Genomic DNA, 17,326 nt, shown 5'->3' with positions numbered 1-17,326 from the left:
CGCGAAGGAATGAGGCCTTCTATCGTCCTCGTTGACGACTTCGGGAAGATCGACAAGGCGCGCCGGAGAATGAAGTTCGCATTTTTTGCCGACGGCGCCACATTTTGTTCTTGCTTTGTGCCGGCAGGTGTGCTACTAATTTAAATATGGTGCCAATTGGCGCCGCCGACCCGCCCACGGAGGCGGGTTTTTTTATTTCAGGCTCCTTCGACCCGACGTGGCGCGTGCTGCCGACCATCGATGTCGGCGGGACAGTGCCCAGGACAGTGCCCCTCTGTCCTGCCGGACATCTCCCCCACGAGGGGCAGATTGGCAGCGGCGCCGCTTGCGCGCGGATGGCGCTCCTCGCACGTGTTCGGCAGCAACAAAAAAGCCCGCGAACCTTGCGGCTCGCGGGCTCATGTCGTCGGATGGTGGCGCCGGTCAGCTCTTCAGCTTGGCGTTGCAGAGGCTGTAGAAGCCGCCGCCTTTCTGGATCCACCTGAGGCCGCCCAGCGTGTTGGCGTCCTTGTTGGCGTAGTAGAGGTCGAGGCAGGTGTGCATGCGGCCCTTGGCCGGGGTCTCGGTTGCATACTTCTTGGAGATCGCAGTCGGGAATTTCACGCCCTGGGGGGCGGTGATGGTCGGCGGTTGCGGATCGCCGGTGTACTTGGCGTCGGGAGCCGGCAGGGTGTCGTCGTCGGCTGCGCCGGCGCCGCATTGGCTCTTGCGGAAGTCGTTCCACTTCATGCCATTCAGCGTGTTGCCGGCCTTGGCAGCCTGATATTTGGCGCTGCAATCCGCCATGCTGAGGCCTTTGCCGGTATCGGTCGCGGCGGCTGTCGTCGCCTTGGCAGGTGCCGCGGCAGGCTGTGCGGCTGCAGTTGCGCCGGCGGCGCATTCACTCTTGCGGAAGTCGTTCCATTTCATGCCGTTGAGCGTGCCGGCAGCCTTGGCGGCCTGGTATTTGGTGCTGCATTCCTTGGCCGTCAGCCCAGGCGCCGCGTCATCGCTGCTGGCCGCCGGTGCTTTGGTCGTGGCGGCGGGTTGTGCGGCTGCCGTCGCGCCGGCGGCGCACTGGGTCTTGCGGAAGTCGTTCCACTTCATGCCGTTGAGCGTGCCGGCAGCCTTGGCGGCCTGGTATTTGGTGCTGCACTCCTTCGCCGTCAGGCCCGGCGCCGCATCGTCGGCGGCGGCTGCCTTGGTCGTGTCGGCGGCCTTGGCAGTGGCTTTGGCTGGCGCGGGTTCGGTTGTAGCGGCGGTGGCATCGGTGCCGCATTGGGCCTTGCGGAACTGGTTCCAGTTCTGCCCGCCAAGCGTTCCCGCATCCTTGGCCGCGTTATACTTGGTGCTGCACTCGGCCATGGTCAGCGCATTGGCAGGCGCCGCCAGGAATAAGGTCGCGACGGCAAGACCCGTCAAAGTGGCAAGTCGGTGGATGAGCATGCTTGTTCTCCCTACGGCGGTTCATGATATGTCCCAGTGCAGCAATAGCGCTCAACGGCTGGTTGCGCCAGATGCTAAGTAGCGTAGAGACAAATTTAGAAGTGCATTCTTTTCTTTAAGGTGATGAATTCGTTGCCGGGACTGTCTCCCGGCCAAGTTCGTCCGGGTGCATTGCACGGAGAGCGCGCATATGGCTGGTTCCCAGCGAGGACACTGCGTCGCATGACAGCCAGTCAAATCGGCGCGTGCGGCGGACCTGAGCCTACCGCTGTCTGGAGCAGCACGATGCGGATTCGGGTTCAAGGCCACACTGCCACAGACCAAAGGATACAGATGAGGTTTGAGTTGACGTTTCTGATGCTGCTGCCGCAACAAGGGCTCGGAACTTGAAAATCAACACACTAGCGTGACGCAAAACACACAAAACAATAATTTTCTAAGGATTGGTCGTCCATAATCATACAATGTGATGACGGGGCTTGGGCCATTTTATGGCATGAGATGCTCGGAAAGAACCATCGGAAAGCTGGCGAACATGGCAGGACATTATTTCGGTACGGACGGCATTCGTGGGCGCGCCAACAAGTTTCCAATGACGGCGGAGGTCGCCATGCGGGTCGGCATGGCCGCCGGCCTCTCCTTCCAGCGCGGCAGCCACCGCCACCGCGTCGTGCTCGGCAAGGATACCAGGCTTTCCGGCTACATGATCGAGAACGCGATGGTATCCGGCCTGTGCGCCGCCGGCATGGATGTCTTCCTGCTCGGCCCGATTCCGACGCCGGCTGTTGCCATGCTGGTGCGCTCGCTGCGCGCCGATATCGGCGTGATGATCTCTGCCTCGCACAACCCCTATTACGACAACGGCATCAAGCTGTTCGGCCCCGATGGCTATAAGCTGTCCGATGAGATCGAGGAGCGTATCGAGGGGATGCTCGACAAGGATATCGAACTGGCGCTCGCCGATTCCGATGGGCTCGGCCGCGCCAAACGCGTCGACGGCGTGCATGACCGCTATATCGAATTCGCCAAGCGCACGCTGCCGCGCTCGATGTCGCTGTCGGGCCTGCGCATCGTCGTCGATTGCGCCAATGGCGCCGCCTACAAGGTGGCGCCCGACGCGCTGTGGGAACTCGGCGCCGAGGTCGTTGCCATCAATGTCGAGCCCAACGGCTTCAACATCAACAAGGAATGCGGCTCGACTCATCCGGCCGGCCTGCAAAAGAAGGTGCACGAGGTGCGCGCCGATATCGGCATTGCGCTCGACGGCGATGCCGACCGCGTCGTCATCGTCGATGAAAACGGCGCGATCGTCGATGGCGACCAGATCATGGCACTGATCGCCGAGTCCTGGCACCAGAGCGGACGGCTGGCCGGCGGCGGCGTCGTCTCGACGGTGATGTCCAATCTCGGCCTCGAACGCTTCCTCGGCGACATGAACCTGCAGTTGCATCGCACCAAGGTCGGTGACCGCTATGTCGTCGAGCACATGCGTGCCCATGGGCTCAATGTCGGCGGCGAACAGTCGGGCCACATCGTGCTGTCCGATTTCTCGACTACCGGCGACGGGCTCGTCTCGGCGCTCCAGGTGCTCGCCTGCATCAAGCGGCATAACCGGCCGGTCAGCGAACTGTCGAAGAAATTCGAGCCGGTGCCGCAGCTTTTGAAGAATGTGCATATTTCCGGCGGCAAGCCGCTGGAGGAGGCGCCGGTCAAGGCGGCGATCGAAGATGCGCGCAATCGCCTCGGCAAGGCCGGGCGCCTGGTCATCCGGCCATCCGGCACGGAGCCGCTCATCCGCGTCATGGCGGAGGGCGACGACCCGCAGCTTGTCGAGTCCGTGGTCAACGACATCGTCGAGGTCATTTCGGAAACGCGCAGCGCCGCCTGATCTCCCTCCAACATGGGTCAAAAGCCCGCCTTGCCGGCGGGCTTTTTATTGGGTCGCGGCCAGCTCCGCCTGCAGCAACGGCCGCCAGATTGCTCGACTTTTAGAGATTCGTGGTTAATCAATACGGTTAAACGCCTTTTAACCTTTCCGATTCATTATCCACAACTGAGGTCAATCACATTTCGGGCGCGTTCGCCGTTCGAGGGTTTCTCAGGGGTGATAAGCATGTTCAACACAGCAAGAATGGCTCTCCTGGCCGCGGTGTTTGCCGGCGCCGGGCCGGCATTCGCCGCCGATTTCGTCGAGCCGCCCGTCGTCGAGGAGGCGCCGCCACCGATCGCCTACGAGCAGCCGGCCGACTTTGGCGGCTGGTATATCCGTGGCGACATCGACTATCACTGGTCGAAGTTTCGCGGCGCCGACTATATCACCTACGGACCGCCTCCCGGAACCGGCACTTTTGACAGCGGCAAGCTGAAGAGTGCTTTCTCGGCCGGTGCCGGCGTTGGCTATCAAATCGACCGGCACTTCCGCACCGACTTGACCGCGGACTGGATGAGCAAATCCACCTTCCGCGGCTCGACCAGCGGCATCTGCCTTGATGGAGATCCTTGTACTTCGGTCGACACCTCGTCCTATACCGCGCTGCTGCTGCTCGCCAACGCCTATGTCGATATCGGCACATGGCACGGTATCACGCCCTATGTCGGCGCCGGCATCGGCGGCGCCTGGGTTAAGTGGGATACACTCCACAACAGCGATGAAGACGGTGAATTCTTCCACCGCGGCGGCAAGGGCTGGCGTTTTGCCTATGCTGCCATGGTTGGCGCATCCTACTGTTTGACCGATCGCGTCAAACTCGACGTCGGCTACCGCTACAGCCATATAAACGGTGGGAAGATGTTCGACTTCGGCAGCGGCGTCGGCCCCGGCTATGACAATGGCATCAATGTTCATGAGGTGCGCGGCGGCCTGCGCTACCAGTTCGGCAGATCGGACTGCGTTGAACCGGAACCTTATGTTCCGGAACCCGAGCCCGTCTACACCAAGTAGTCGCTTCGAAATCGAGGAATTCGTTGACCGCCCGGCTGATGCCGGGCGGTTTCGTTTGGCTGCCTAAACATGCTGCGGCGCTCTGTAACACCGTCCGGCTCGAGGAGCGAAGGCGGATCAAATCAATTGCTAACGCCTTGTTATCCTTAACCCGCACTTAACCACTATGGTTAACAATGCTGTCTGAAACGGCGCGCGATCGCGAATGCGCCAAGTTCGGGAGCCGAGGACCATGACATTCAAATCGCCTGTAGCACTGGCGCTTGCAGCAGTCGTCCTGGTGCCGCTGACGCCGGCGCTTGGCGCCGATTACGAACCGCCGGTCTATGTCGACCAGGCGCCCGACTATGTACCGGTCGAGGTTGGCTCGGGATGGTATCTGCGTGGCGATGTCTCCTATCTGGTGCAGAAGAGCTTCAAGGATGAGCATTTCGCCTTTACACCCGCGAGCTTCGACGAAAAGGAAGATCCCATCTTCGCCAGCATCGGCTTCGGCTACCATTTCAACGACTATCTGCGCGCCGATCTCAATGTGGGCTATCTTCCCGGCAACAAGATCGACGTCGGCTATAACGACGGAACGACCGTGGCATCGGCGACCCTGAAGAACTATGCCTTCTCAGGCATACTCAATGGCTATGTCGATCTTGGGACCTATGTCGGAATCACACCTTATCTCGGCGCTGGTGTCGGTATCCTGCAGAGCAAGCGTCGCCTGTCGGCGAGCTACTTCACCGACAACGCCGACCCCACCGACGATTTCGTCCTGCGTGACAACAAGACCCAATACTCCTTCGCCTACACGCTGAATGCCGGCCTTGCCTACCAAGTGTCCAAGAACGTCTCAGTCGATCTGGGCTATCAGTATTTTTCCGCGCCAGACGCCGAATATGTGACTGCCGAGAGCCTGACTTCCTTTCCGATCCGCAAAGGAATCAACAATCATCAAGTCAAAGTCGGACTACGCTACGATCTCTGGTAGGCTCGATCGAAGCCGAGGCGTTGACAATGGCGGGTCGTAGGCCCGCCGTTTACGTTTCGTCGCCGGCAATATCCCGGCAGCGACAAAAACTTTCCCCTTGACGCCGAAAGCCTGAACGCATATCGCCGTCCGTGGGCCACCCCTCCCCAACGAGGGGCCACTATCTGGAAGGATAGACCACGATGACGACGCATACGAAGCCCGGATTCCGTCCGGCAAATCCCAATTTTTCCTCAGGTCCCTGTGCAAAACGCCCCGGCTGGTCGGTCGAGGCGCTCAAAAATGCCGCGCTCGGGCGCTCGCACCGTGCCAAGATCGGCAAGACCAAGCTCGAACAAGCGATCGAGCTGACGCGGGAAATCCTCCAGGTTCCGGCGGATTACCGCATCGGCATCGTGCCGGCCTCGGATACCGGCGCGGTCGAAATGGCGCTGTGGTCGCTGCTCGGCGAGCGCGGCGTCGACATGGTGGCCTGGGAGAGCTTCGGCTCCGGCTGGGTCACCGATGTGGTCAAGCAGCTGAGGCTCGCCGATGTGCGCAGGTTAGAGGCTGACTACGGCGCACTGCCCGACCTGACCAAAATCGACTTCGACCGCGACGTGGTCTTCACCTGGAACGGCACGACGTCGGGCGTGCGCGTGCCGAACGGCGACTTCATCCCGGCCACACGCAAGGGCCTGACCATCTGCGACGCCACTTCGGCGGCCTTTGCGCAAAAGCTCGATTTTCAGAAACTCGACGTCGTCACCTTCTCCTGGCAGAAGGTCTTGGGCGGTGAGGGCGCGCACGGAATGCTGATCCTCAGCCCGCGCGCCGTGGAACGCCTGGAAAGCTACAAACCGGCCTGGCCGCTGCCGAAGATCTTCCGTCTCACCTCGGGGGGCAAGCTGATCGAAGGCATCTTCAAGGGCGAGACGATCAACACGCCGTCGATGCTGTGCGTCGAGGACTATCTCGACGCGCTGCGTTGGGCGAAGTCGATCGGCGGCCTCGACGCGCTGGTCACCAGAGCGGATGCCAATGCCGCTGTTCTCGATCGCTTTGTCGGAAAATCTTCCTGGCTCGGCCATCTTGCCGTAGACCCGGCGACGCGTTCGAACACGTCGGTCTGCCTTTCCTTCACCGATCCGGATGTCGCTGCACTCGACGCCGACGGACAGGCTGCATTCGCCAAGGCAATTGTCTCGGTGCTCGACAAGGAAGGCGTCGCCTACGACATCGGCGCCTACCGCGATGCACCGCCCGGCCTGCGCATCTGGTGCGGGGCGACAGTCGAGACCTCCGATCTCGAAGCGCTGCTGCCCTGGCTCGACTGGGCCTTTGCCGCGCAAAAGGCGTCGCTCAAAGCGGCGGCCTGATCCCTCCCCCTTCGAGGGGAGGGTGGCCCGAAGGGCCGGGTGGGGTCGCCTCCACCCGCTCAACGATCCGCCATCCAGAAAGAAAAAGATTTTCGGCCGCGCCCGGCCGCAACGACCCCACCCCGGCGCTTCGCGCCGACCCTCCCCTCAAGGGGGAGGGACGCCAATCGCAAAGGACCAAGCCAATGCCCCGCGTTCTCGTCTCAGACAAACTTTCCACCACCGCCGTGCAGATCTTCAGGGATCGCGGCATCGAGGTCGACTATTTGCCGGATCTCGGCAAGGACAAGGAAAAACTGCTCGAAGTGATCGGCCAGTATGATGGGCTGGCCATCCGCTCGGCGACAAAGGTCACGGAGAAGCTGATCAACGCCGCGACCAGGCTGAAGGTCGTGGGCCGCGCCGGCATCGGCGTCGACAATGTCGACATCCCGGCGGCGAGCCGCAAGGGCATCATCGTGATGAACACGCCCTTCGGCAATTCGATCACCACCGCCGAGCATGCCGTCGCCATGATCTTCGCGCTGGCCCGCCAGATACCGGAGGCCAACGCCTCGACCCACGCCGGCAAATGGGAAAAGAACCGCTTCATGGGTGTCGAGATCACCGGCAAGACGCTGGGCATCATCGGCTGCGGCAATATCGGTTCGATCGTCGCTACGCGCGGCGTCGGCCTGAAGATGCATGTCATCGCCTTCGATCCATTCCTGTCGGACAGCCGCGCCGAGGAGCTCGGCGTCGAAAAGGTCGAGCTCGACGAGCTGTTCGTCCGCGCCGACTTCATCACGCTGCACACGCCGCTCACCGACAAGACGCGTAACATCATCGACGCCGCGGCGATCGCCAAGATGAAGACCGGCGTGCGTATCATCAACTGCGCCCGTGGCGGGCTGATCGTCGAGGCCGACCTGATCGCGGCGCTGAAGAGCGGCAAGGTGGCCGGCGCCGGCATCGACGTGTTCGAGGTCGAACCGGCGGACAACAACGCACTGTTCGGCATGGAGAATGTCGTGGCGACGCCGCATCTCGGCGCGTCGACCACCGAAGCGCAGGAGAATGTCGCCCTGCATGTCGCCGAGCAGATGTCCGACTATTTGATCAAGGGCGCCGTTTCCAACGCCATCAACATGCCGTCGATCACTGCCGAAGAGGCGCCGCGGCTGAAACCTTTCGTCAAGCTTGCCGAAGTGCTCGGCGCCTTTGTCGGACAGGTCACCGAGGATCCGATCAAGGAGGTCGAGATACTGTTCGACGGCTCGACCGCGACGATGAACACGCGCGCGCTGATCAGTGCCACCCTTGCCGGGCTGATCCGGCCGCAGGTCTCCGACGTCAACATGGTGTCGGCGCCGATCATGGTGAAGGAGCGCGGCATCATCGTCGCCGAGGTCAAGCGTGACAAGTCGGGCGTGTTCGACGGCTATATCAAGCTGACGGTCAAGACCGAGCACAGGACGCGCTCGATCGCCGGCACCTGTTTCTCGGACGGCAAGCCGCGCTTCATCCAGATCAAGGGCATCAATCTCGACGCCGAGGTCGGCCAGCACATGCTCTACACGACCAATGCCGACGCGCCCGGTATCATCGGCCTGCTCGGCACGGTGTGCGGCGAGAACGGCGTCAACATCGCCAACTTCCAGCTCGGCCGCAACCGGCCGGGCGGCGATGCCATCGCATTGCTCTATCTCGATGCGCCGTTCCCGGAAAACGTGTTGGCGCAGGTGCGCTCGCACAAGTCGATCGACTCCGCCAAGCGGCTGCATTTCGATGTGGGGATAGCCTGAAATTCGGTCGCCCCGTGTGCAGCAGCACGCGGGGCGGCGGAACGTCGCGGCAAGCGACTTCATTCAGCAGCGGATGCCGCCATCTTCCGTCCGCTGTATTCGGCGAGGCTGATGCCACCGAGCACCAGCGCGAGAGCCAGCGCCTGATAGAGCTGGAATGTCTCACCGACAATCAGCACCGATAGCAGCGTACCGAAGATCGGCACCAGATTGATGAACAGGCCGGCCCGGTTGGCGCCGATCAGCTCGTTGCCCCTGATATAGAAGATCTGCGAGATGACCGAAGCACCGATGGCGGTATAGAACGCGACCGCCCAGCCGCGGGCATCGGGGACGATGACCTTGCCGGCGGCAATCTCCCAAAGGAAGAAAGGCAGCGATGTGACGAGTGCGGCAACCGACAGCGCCAGCATCAGGCTCTGCCAGCGGATGACCGGCTTCAGCCGCAACCCCACCGAATAGAAGGAGTAGCAAAGCACGGCGACCAGCATGATCGCGTCGCCGAAGTTGAGATCCAGCTTGAGAAGCTGGCGCAGGTCGCCATGGCTCGCCGTCACCGCGACGCCAATGATGGTCAGCACGACGCCAGCTATCTGCACCCGGTTCACCCGCAGGCGAAACAGCACGAAATTGGCGATGATGATCACGATCGGTATCGCCGCCTGCTCGATCGAGACGTTGATCGCCGTCGTGTAGTTGAGCGCCGTGTAGAAGATCGCATTGAAAAAGGCGAAGCCGCAACCGCCGAGCCCGCCAAGCAGCAACCAGTGCCTGCGCACCACCGGCCAGTCTTGGCGTAGCGTTCCCCAGCCGATCGGCAGCAGGATCAGAACCGCCAGCAGCCAACGCAGGAAGACCAGCGTCATCGGCGAGATATGACCGACCGCCAGCTTTCCCGCCACGGAGTTGCCGCCCCACAGCAAGGTGGTGAACAGCAGGAACAGATAGGCGGCTCGATGCATCGTGAACTCCCGGCCAGGCAGAGGGAATTTGACGGTCGGTGTGGGCCTATTGCGACCGCCAGCCCAAGTAAATGATGTCAAAGGCGAAAATTGTTGTGCCTCGGAGCGTTTTGGGCGGCAAAGAGTGGTCGCGCTCGCCGGGTCTTGACGCTATAGAGCGACGTGCGTGCAATTGGACGCTACAAAGTACGCGTCGGAAGGCTTTAATCTCGCGTCGTGCTTTTCCGAAAATCGATTCCGATTTTGGGGGCCGATGCGATAGAGGCCTATCGTTTCGAATTGTTTCAAGCTGCTCGTGCGGCGTCTCAAGGGAAAAGAAATATGGCCAATGTGGTGGTCGTCGGCTCGCAATGGGGCGATGAGGGCAAAGGCAAGATCGTAGACTGGCTGTCGGAGCGCGCCGATGTTGTCGTGCGCTTCCAGGGCGGCCACAATGCCGGCCACACGCTGGTCGTCGACGGCAAGGTCTACAAGCTGTCGCTGCTGCCGTCCGGCGTGGTGCGGCAAGGCAAGCTTTCCATCATCGGCAATGGCGTCGTCTTCGATCCGCACGCTTTCGTTGCGGAGGTTGCGAAATTGAAGGCGCAGGGCGTCGAGGTGACGCCAGACCGCCTGAAAATAGCCGAAAACACCGCGCTTATCCTGTCCTTGCACCGGGAGCTGGACGGATTTCGCGAGGACGCCGCTTCCAATTCCGGAACGAAGATCGGCACGACCCGTCGCGGCATCGGTCCCGCCTATGAAGACAAGGTGGGCCGGCGCGCGGTCAGGGTGATGGATTTGGCGGATTTGGAAACGCTGCCCTTGAAGGTCGACAGGCTGCTGACGCACCACAATGCGCTGCGGCGCGGGCTCGGCCATGCCGAGGTCACGCATGAGGCGATCATGAGCGAGCTGATCTCGGTGGCCGACGAGATCCTGCCCTATATGGACCGCGTCTGGAAAATCCTCGACGACAAGCGCCGCGCCGGCGAGCGCATCCTGTTCGAGGGCGCGCAAGGCACGTTGCTCGACATCGACCACGGCACCTATCCGTTCGTCACCTCGTCCAATACGGTTGCCGGTCAGGCCGCCGCCGGGTCGGGTGTCGGGCCGGGCGCCATCGGCTATGTGCTCGGCATCACCAAGGCCTATACGACGCGCGTCGGCGAAGGCCCGTTTCCAACCGAACAGAAGAACGAGATCGGCGAGTTCCTGGGCACGCGCGGCCATGAATTCGGCGTCGTCACCGGCCGCAAGCGGCGCTGCGGCTGGTTCGATGCCGTGCTGGTCCGCCAGGCCGTCGCCGTCAACGGCATCAAGGGCATTGCGCTGACCAAGCTCGATGTGCTCGATGGGCTGGACGAGATCAAGGTCTGTACCGGCTACCGACTCGACGGCGAGGCGATCGATTACCTGCCGGCCAGCCAGGGTGCGCAGGCCCGCGTCGAACCGGTCTACGAGACGCTGGAGGGGTGGAAAGGCACCACTGCCGGCGCGCGCAGCTGGAACGACCTGCCGGCCCAGGCGGTGAAGTACGTCCGCTACATCGAAGAGCTGATCGGCGCGCCGGTCGCACTCCTTTCCACCAGCCCTGAACGGGACGACACGATACTTGTGACCGATCCGTTTCAAGACTAGTTTCTCAGCCTTCCGGGCATTGCGGCTGATTTGCGGGGGCCGGCCCAGAAACAAATGCAGGTCGACTGACGTATGGTAGATTTTGTTCCTATTCTGAAAAAGGCGCTCGATAAACTCGGTGAGCCGTCGGCGGAAGTGCGCGCCAGGGTCTATGACAGGGCCCGTTCGTCAATCGCGAAACAACTCGCAGAGAAGGCCACGATGACGCCTTCCGATGTCGACCGGCAGATGCGTGCACTGGAAGACGCCATCGCCAAAGTCGAGCGGGACTATGCCAAGCCTGCGCCGCCACCCGACCCGCTGGCGGAACTGGAGGACATCTTCTCCTCCATCGACCGCAACAAGAACCAGTCCAGCCATATCCGACAGCCAGCAAAGACGGAGCCGGCATGGCAGCCGGCCAAGACCGAGCCGGCAAAGACCGGGCCGGCCTGGCAGCCCACGCCCGCCAAGGCGGCGCCGAACTGGCAAAAGCCGCAGCCCGTCGCTCTTTCTCAGGAGCGCGCTGGTCCGCCGCCGTCCGATATGGATCTTCCGACGGCTGACGGCCAAGACGGCGTTTTTCGGGGCGACGACTTTTCCAACGACGGCGGCCCCGCGGAGGACAGGTTCCAGCGGCTCCATCCTGCCGAGCGCAGGCGCAGCTATGGCGGTGTTATCGCCGCCGCCATTGCCTTGCTCGTCATTGCCGGTGGTGGCTATGGCATCTGGCTGAACAAGGATGCGTTCGGCAGCATGCTCGGCCTCGACTCGACCAAAGCCGTCGCCACCGAACCGCTGGTAAAACCAGCCCCGGCCAAGCCGGAGGCCGATGCGGCGGTACCGGCCGCCGCGCCTCCGACGGAGGCCGGCGAGGGCGCGAAGTTCACGCAGCGCCTGACGCCCGAGGGCCACGAAGTCGATCCCGGCCCCGCGGCCGGGCAGGCGGGCATCGGCGAAGGGGAATCCGTCGCCGCACTGACCACGCCGCCATCGGCCGCACAAGCGCCGACCACCCCGGCACCCGCCGCGCCGGCACCGGCCGCACCCGCCGACACGCAAGCCACGGCCAATGCTCCAGCAGTCGATGGGTCCGCTGCACCAACTCCCGCAACGCCGCCCGCCAACGGGGCAGCAGCGCCTGCAGCGGCCGCCCCGCCGCCCGCACCGGCAGCGGCACCAACGGCAGTTCCGCCGCAAGCCGCGTTGGCCGTCGGCCAGAAGGCGATCTTCTACGAGGAGCGCACCAGCACCGCTCAAGGCTCGGCCGAGCCCGGCAACATCGTCTGGTCGCTGGTGCAGGAATCGCCCGGCGGCGACCTGCCGCCCGAGCCGGCGATCCGCGCCGAGGCGACCATTCCAGGCAAGGATATCCAGTTGCGCATGACGATCCGTCGCAACACCGACCAGACGCTGCCGGCCAGCCATATTATCGAGATGATCTTCCTGACGCCTGACGGCTTCGAGGGCGGCGGCGTCGACAACATCCTGCGTGTCGCCATGAAGGGCTCCGAGCAGGATGCCGGAAGCCCGCTGATCGGCATCCCGGCCAAGATCGCCGACGGTTTCTTCCTGGTTGCGCTCAACGATACCAAGGCGGATGAAGACGCCAATCTGACCTTGCTCAGAGGTCAGGACTGGATCGATGTGCCGGTCGTCTACAAGACCGGGCGGCGGGCGCTGCTCACCATGGAAAAGGGCATTCCAGGCGAGAAGGTGTTCGACGAGGCGCTAAAGGCCTGGCAGACAAAGACGGCGGGGTGAGGCCGGCTCACCAGCCCAACGCCTCTCTGGCTCAGAAGCCTTGGAACAGCATGTCGAGCGCGCTCACGATGTCGTCGTGATGGCGAGAAAGATTTCCTTCGGCAACGGGCAATTCAGAGGTCATCAAGGCTGACATGAATTGAGTGACCATGACATGGTCCTTACCGCTGATGGTGAAGATAGGGTTTAGCCGGCGGCCCGGCACTGGGGCCTTATTGGCTGGCATCAGCGGGACGACGACTTTCGTGTCGAGCCGTCCCAGAAGGTCGGATTGGACATCGAGAAGGTAACCGTCGCCTTCGGCACTCTGGTAGAAATCATAACGTGCCATCAAAACAGCCGGTGCTTGGCCAGAGGCAAGCCGTTGCGCCTGACATAGTCATTCGAACTGTCGATCGCTTGCTTGTTTTCCTCCTGCCACCGGCGGTTTTTTTCGGCCGAAATCGCCTTGGCGATGCCCTCTTCCGCGGCGCGGGATATATTGATGCCCAACGCCTTGGCATCCTCGATCAATCGGGAGTCGATCGATGTATTAACCGACTTTCTTTGGGTTTTTGGATTCGATTGAAGCATACAGCCGCTCCCATTTATGCGCATAATGTAGGCGCATATGAGCGTGCATGCAACCTCTCATCCCTCCATCTCTTCCCTTAGCATCTCGAGTTCCAGCCATTCCTCCTCGAGCGCTGCCAGTGTGACGCGCTCCTTGTCGAGCGCGGCAATCGTCTTCTGGAACGAGGCCGGGTCGCGCTCGTAATAGGCCGGATCGGCGATGTTGTTCTCCAGCCGCGAGATCGAGGCCGACACCGCCTCGATCTTCTTGGGTAAGGTTTCCAGCGCGAATTTCTGCTTGAACGACAGTTTCTTGGCCGGGCCCTTCGGTGCGGCCGCTTCGTTCCTGCTTGCCGCCGTCGCTTCACCGGCTTCTGCTTTTGGCCGCGCCCTGCGGTCGTCCAGCCTGGTGCCGCCGCGCTGCGCCAGCATGTCGGAATAGCCGCCGGCATATTCGATCCAGCGGCCGTCACCATCCGGCGCGATGATGCTGGTCACGGTGCGGTCGAGGAAATCGCGATCGTGGCTGACCAGGATCACCGTGCCGGCAAAACCGGCGACCAATTCCTGCAGCAGCTCCAGCGTCTCCATGTCGAGGTCGTTGGTCGGCTCGTCGAGCACAAGCAGGTTTGCCGGCCGCGCCAAAACGCGTGCGAGAATCAGCCGTGCCCGCTCGCCGCCCGAAAGCTCGCGCACCGGCGTGCGCGCCTGTTCCGGCTTGAACAGGAAGTCTTTCATGTAAGAGACGACGTGGCGCTGCTCGCCATTGATGACGAGGTTCTCGCCGCGCCCGTCGGTGAGATACTGCGCCAATGTCTCCTGCGGGTCGACGGCTTCGCGCTTCTGGTCGAGCGTGGCGATCTCCAGATTTGTGCCGAGCCGCACCGTGCCCGCGTCCGGCTTCAATTCGCCGGTCAGCATCTTCAACAGCGTCGTCTTGCCGGCGCCGTTCGGCCCGACCAGACCGACGCGATCGCCGCGCTGGATGCGGGTCGAGAATCCCTTGACCACGGTCAGATCGCCAAAGCTCTTCTCAATGTTCTTGGCTTCGATCACCAGTTTGCCGGATTCGGCGGCGTCGCTGGCTGTCATCGTCGCCGCACCCTCGGCGCCGCGGTGGCCGCGAAAGCGCTGGCGCATGGTCTGCAACTCACCGAGCCGGCGCATGTTGCGCTTGCGCCTTGCCGTCACGCCATAGCGCAGCCAGTGCTCCTCACGCACGATCTGGCGGCCGAGCTTGTGCTGCTCGCGCTCTTCCTCCTCCAGCACCGTGTCGCGCCATTCCTCGAAATAGGCAAAGCCCTTGTCGAGACGGCGAGTCTGGCCGCGGTCGAGCCAGATTGTGGCGCGCGACACGCGTTCGAGAAAACGGCGGTCATGCGAGATGACGACCAGTGCCGAGGAGGTGCGGGCAAGCTCCTCCTCCAGCCATTCGATGACCGAAAGGTCAAGATGATTGGTCGGCTCATCGAGGAGGAGAATGTCGGGCTCCGGCGCCATGACGCGGGCGAGGGCGGCGCGCCGCGCCTCGCCGCCGGAGAGGTCGTTCGGCCGTTCCTCGCCGGTCAGGCCGAGATGCTCCATCAGATAGGTGGCGCGGTAGGGATCGTCGGCCGGCCCGAGCCCCGCCTCGACATAGGCGCGGACAGTCGCAAAGCCGTCCATGTCGGGCATTTGCGGCAAGTAGCGCACGGTCGCCGAAGGCTGGCGGAAGACTTCGCCGTCCTGCGGTTCGATCAGCCCGGCGGCGATCTTGAGGAGCGTCGACTTGCCAGAGCCGTTGCGGCCGACCAGGGCGATCTTGTCGCCAGCAGAGGCCGTCAGGGCGGCACCGTCGAGCAGCGGCGTGCCGCCAAAGGTCAGCTTTATCCCGTCGAGATTGAGAATTGGCGGCGCCATGTCGGCTTTCTGGGCTCAGCTTTCCGGAAGAGGATAGGGATGTGCGAGCAGCAGCGCGCGGCCGCTGGCCAGCGCGATTTCCAACCGGCCCCTGACCTCGTTGGAAATGGTCAGCGACGAGCCGAACGCAACCTCGACATGGTCGAGCGGCCATTTGGCACCGGTGACGCTCAGGCCGGCGAGATCGGAGAAGCCGAGCACCGAAAACAGCGTGCCGTCGGCATAGTCGAAGCCAGTCTTTCCCGGCAGCAAGGGAATGCCTTCCTGTGCGCCGCTGGTCAAAAGCACTTCCGTCCCGCCTTCCGCCAGCCGGACGCTTAGCGCCAGATGCAGGAAGATGTGGTCGGTGCGTTTGCCGCCGAAGGCGCCTGCGAGCACAAGGCTTGTCGCACCGCGTTCGAGCGCGGCGGCGATAGCGAGTTCACCGTCGGTCTTGTCCTTTTCAGCGGGAAACACCTGCCGTGGCACGGCGGCCAGATCTTCCGGCAAATCGGCAGGCACCGAATCGAAATCGCCGACCCAGAGTTCCGGCCTCAGGCCCAGCATACGGGCATGGCCGATGCCGGCATCGGCAGCGATGACACGCGAGCCTTCGACCTGGCGGTCGAGCAGCGGCGTGCGGATGAGATCGCCGCCAAGCAGGATGGTGAATGTGCTCATATCTCGTGGCCCTTACCAGCCCTGCCCCGGAAACGGAAGATGAAACGGCAGACGAAACGGAAGGCTGGGCTTTGGATGCCCGGCAAACTTCCGCTTGCGCAGCACTTCGGCCGGGCCTATGTGTCGCAACGCTCTAACGGGGTGCCGGACGCGATTTTCGCGGACCGGCTGAGAGGCAAGACTGCCAACCCGCTGAACCTGATCCGGTTTGTACCGGCGGAGGGATTAGACGTTTCGGACAGCCCGACGCCTCAATTCCTTTCAACGCGAACGAAGGAGGCGCCGATGCGCAGTTTTTTCCACTCTCTTGTCTCAATTGTCCTGCTTGCGGCATCCGCGCTCGCCTTGCCAGGGCAGGCATCGGCACAGGATAGACTGACGGTCTATACCTATGAAAGCTTCACCGCCGATTGGGGTCCGGGACCGGCGGTGAAGAAGGCCTTCGAGGCCGAATGCAGTTGCGTCGTCGAATTCGTCTCGGTCGCCGACGGCGTGGCGCTGCTCAATCGTGTGAAGCTGGAAGGCGCCGCGACCAAGGCCGATATCGTACTTGGCCTCGATACCAACTTAACCGCCGACGCCAAGGCAACCGGCCTGTTTTCGCCGCACGGCGCCGTGTCGGGCGTCAGTGTGCCGGGCGGCTGGAGCGACGATATTTTCGTGCCGTTCGACTATGGCTATTTCGCCGTCGTCTACGATACCGAAAAACTGAAGAGCCCGCCGAAGAGCCTCAGGGAATTGGTCGAGGGCGATGCCGGAGAGAAGATCGTCATCCAGGATCCGCGCACCTCGACGCCGGGCCTTGGCCTGCTGCTGTGGGTCAAGTCGGTCTATGGCGACAAGGCGCCGGAAGCCTGGGCCAAACTCAAGGCGAAGGTGCTGACGGTAACGCCGGGCTGGAGCGAGGCCTACGGCCTGTTCACCAAGGGCGAGGCGCCGATGGTGCTGTCCTACACCACCTCGCCGGCCTACCACATGGTTGCCGAAAACACCGAGCGCTACCAGGCGGCGTCTTTCGAGGAAGGCGAATATCTGCAGATCGAGGTCGCGGGGATCACCACCAAGGGTGCGAAGAACCCGCTGGCGGAAAAGTTCATCGCCTTCATGACCGGACCGAAATTCCAGAATGTCATTCCCGAAACCAACTGGATGTTCCCGGTCGGCAAGACCGACAAGCCGCTCAACCCGGCGTTCGACAAGCTGGTCAAACCGACCAAGACCTTGCTGTTCAGCCCGGAAGAGGTCGCCGCAAATCGCAAGGCCTGGGTCGACGAGTGGCTGGCGGTGATGAGCAAGTAGGGCTCAAGCCTCGTCGGATGTTTGCGCCAAGCCACCCCCCTCTGGCCTGCCGGCCATCTCCCCCCCCTCAAGGGGGAAGATCGGCAGCTTTGTCGCCTCTC

At 62.6% G+C, this 17,326-nt stretch carries 14 protein-coding genes and 1 riboswitch; of the genes, 8 read left to right on the top strand and 6 right to left on the bottom strand.

The window, feature by feature from the left end:
* Positions 1-423: 423 nt before the first annotated feature.
* Complete coding sequence (locus tag NKI47_RS11275) at positions 424-1,425, bottom strand: hypothetical protein (protein WP_352589944.1); 1,002 nt, start codon at positions 1,423-1,425, stop codon at positions 424-426.
* A 535-nt stretch (positions 1,426-1,960) separates the two neighbouring features.
* Here NKI47_RS11275 and glmM point away from each other — a divergent pair.
* The 5 genes from glmM to serA all read left to right on the top strand — a co-directional run bounded on the left by glmM (position 1,961) and on the right by serA (position 8,490).
* Positions 1,961-3,313 (top strand): phosphoglucosamine mutase, encoded by a 1,353-nt coding sequence (gene glmM, locus NKI47_RS11270; protein WP_031213285.1) that lies wholly within the window; start codon positions 1,961-1,963, stop codon positions 3,311-3,313.
* 225 nt (positions 3,314-3,538) lie between these two features.
* The gene (locus NKI47_RS11265; protein ID WP_352589941.1) at positions 3,539-4,366 is read left to right on the top strand and encodes an outer membrane protein; all 828 of its coding nucleotides are present in this window, start codon (positions 3,539-3,541) and stop codon (positions 4,364-4,366) included.
* Between the two features lie 232 nt (positions 4,367-4,598).
* Positions 4,599-5,348 (top strand): outer membrane protein, encoded by a 750-nt coding sequence (locus NKI47_RS11260; protein ID WP_352450819.1) that lies wholly within the window; start codon positions 4,599-4,601, stop codon positions 5,346-5,348.
* A gap of 182 nt (positions 5,349-5,530) precedes the next feature.
* The gene (locus tag NKI47_RS11255) at positions 5,531-6,706 is read left to right on the top strand and encodes a phosphoserine transaminase (protein WP_352589938.1); all 1,176 of its coding nucleotides are present in this window, start codon (positions 5,531-5,533) and stop codon (positions 6,704-6,706) included.
* 185 nt (positions 6,707-6,891) lie between these two features.
* A complete protein-coding gene (gene serA, locus NKI47_RS11250; RefSeq protein ID WP_352589935.1) occupies positions 6,892-8,490 on the top strand; it encodes a phosphoglycerate dehydrogenase in 1,599 nt (532 codons plus the stop codon).
* A gap of 59 nt (positions 8,491-8,549) precedes the next feature.
* Here serA and NKI47_RS11245 read toward each other — a convergent pair whose 3' ends face one another.
* On the bottom strand, positions 8,550-9,452 hold the full coding sequence (locus NKI47_RS11245; RefSeq protein WP_352589932.1) for a DMT family transporter: 903 nt from the start codon (positions 9,450-9,452) through the stop codon (positions 8,550-8,552).
* A gap of 321 nt (positions 9,453-9,773) precedes the next feature.
* Here NKI47_RS11245 and NKI47_RS11240 point away from each other — a divergent pair, with 321 nt between their 5' ends.
* Both NKI47_RS11240 and NKI47_RS11235 read left to right on the top strand, forming a co-directional pair.
* Positions 9,774-11,072: an adenylosuccinate synthase gene (locus tag NKI47_RS11240; protein ID WP_023680654.1), complete on the top strand. Its 1,299-nt coding sequence runs from the start codon at positions 9,774-9,776 to the stop codon at positions 11,070-11,072.
* Positions 11,073-11,144: 72 nt separating this feature from the next.
* Positions 11,145-12,815: a hypothetical protein gene (locus tag NKI47_RS11235; protein WP_352589929.1), complete on the top strand. Its 1,671-nt coding sequence runs from the start codon at positions 11,145-11,147 to the stop codon at positions 12,813-12,815.
* Positions 12,816-12,846: 31 nt separating this feature from the next.
* Here the strand turns inward: NKI47_RS11235 and NKI47_RS11230 are convergent, their stop codons facing one another.
* The 4 genes from NKI47_RS11230 to NKI47_RS11215 form a co-directional block, all read right to left on the bottom strand.
* Positions 12,847-13,146: a CcdB family protein gene (locus NKI47_RS11230; protein WP_352589926.1), complete on the bottom strand. Its 300-nt coding sequence runs from the start codon at positions 13,144-13,146 to the stop codon at positions 12,847-12,849.
* Positions 13,146-13,307: a type II toxin-antitoxin system CcdA family antitoxin gene (locus tag NKI47_RS11225; protein WP_352589923.1), complete on the bottom strand. Its 162-nt coding sequence runs from the start codon at positions 13,305-13,307 to the stop codon at positions 13,146-13,148. Before NKI47_RS11225 ends, NKI47_RS11230 begins: the two co-directional genes overlap by 1 nt.
* A gap of 138 nt (positions 13,308-13,445) precedes the next feature.
* Complete coding sequence (locus NKI47_RS11220) at positions 13,446-15,266, bottom strand: ABC-F family ATP-binding cassette domain-containing protein (protein WP_352589920.1); 1,821 nt, start codon at positions 15,264-15,266, stop codon at positions 13,446-13,448.
* Between the two features lie 15 nt (positions 15,267-15,281).
* Positions 15,282-15,926, bottom strand: coding sequence for a thiamine diphosphokinase (locus NKI47_RS11215; protein ID WP_352589917.1), 645 nt, complete (start codon positions 15,924-15,926; stop codon positions 15,282-15,284).
* A gap of 127 nt (positions 15,927-16,053) precedes the next feature.
* A riboswitch (TPP riboswitch) is annotated at positions 16,054-16,168 on the top strand.
* 43 nt (positions 16,169-16,211) lie between these two features.
* On the opposite strand from NKI47_RS11215, the gene thiB reads away from it, so the two are divergent.
* On the top strand, positions 16,212-17,225 hold the full coding sequence (thiB, locus tag NKI47_RS11210; RefSeq protein ID WP_352589914.1) for a thiamine ABC transporter substrate binding subunit: 1,014 nt from the start codon (positions 16,212-16,214) through the stop codon (positions 17,223-17,225).
* The last annotated feature ends 101 nt before the right edge of the window (positions 17,226-17,326 follow it).

Origin of the sequence: Mesorhizobium sp. M0633 (assembly GCF_040320645.1) — a bacterium.
Taxonomy (GTDB): domain Bacteria; phylum Pseudomonadota; class Alphaproteobacteria; order Rhizobiales; family Rhizobiaceae; genus Mesorhizobium.
Note: the sequence above shows the minus strand (reverse complement) of the source record. Positions and strands in the feature narration are given on the sequence as shown.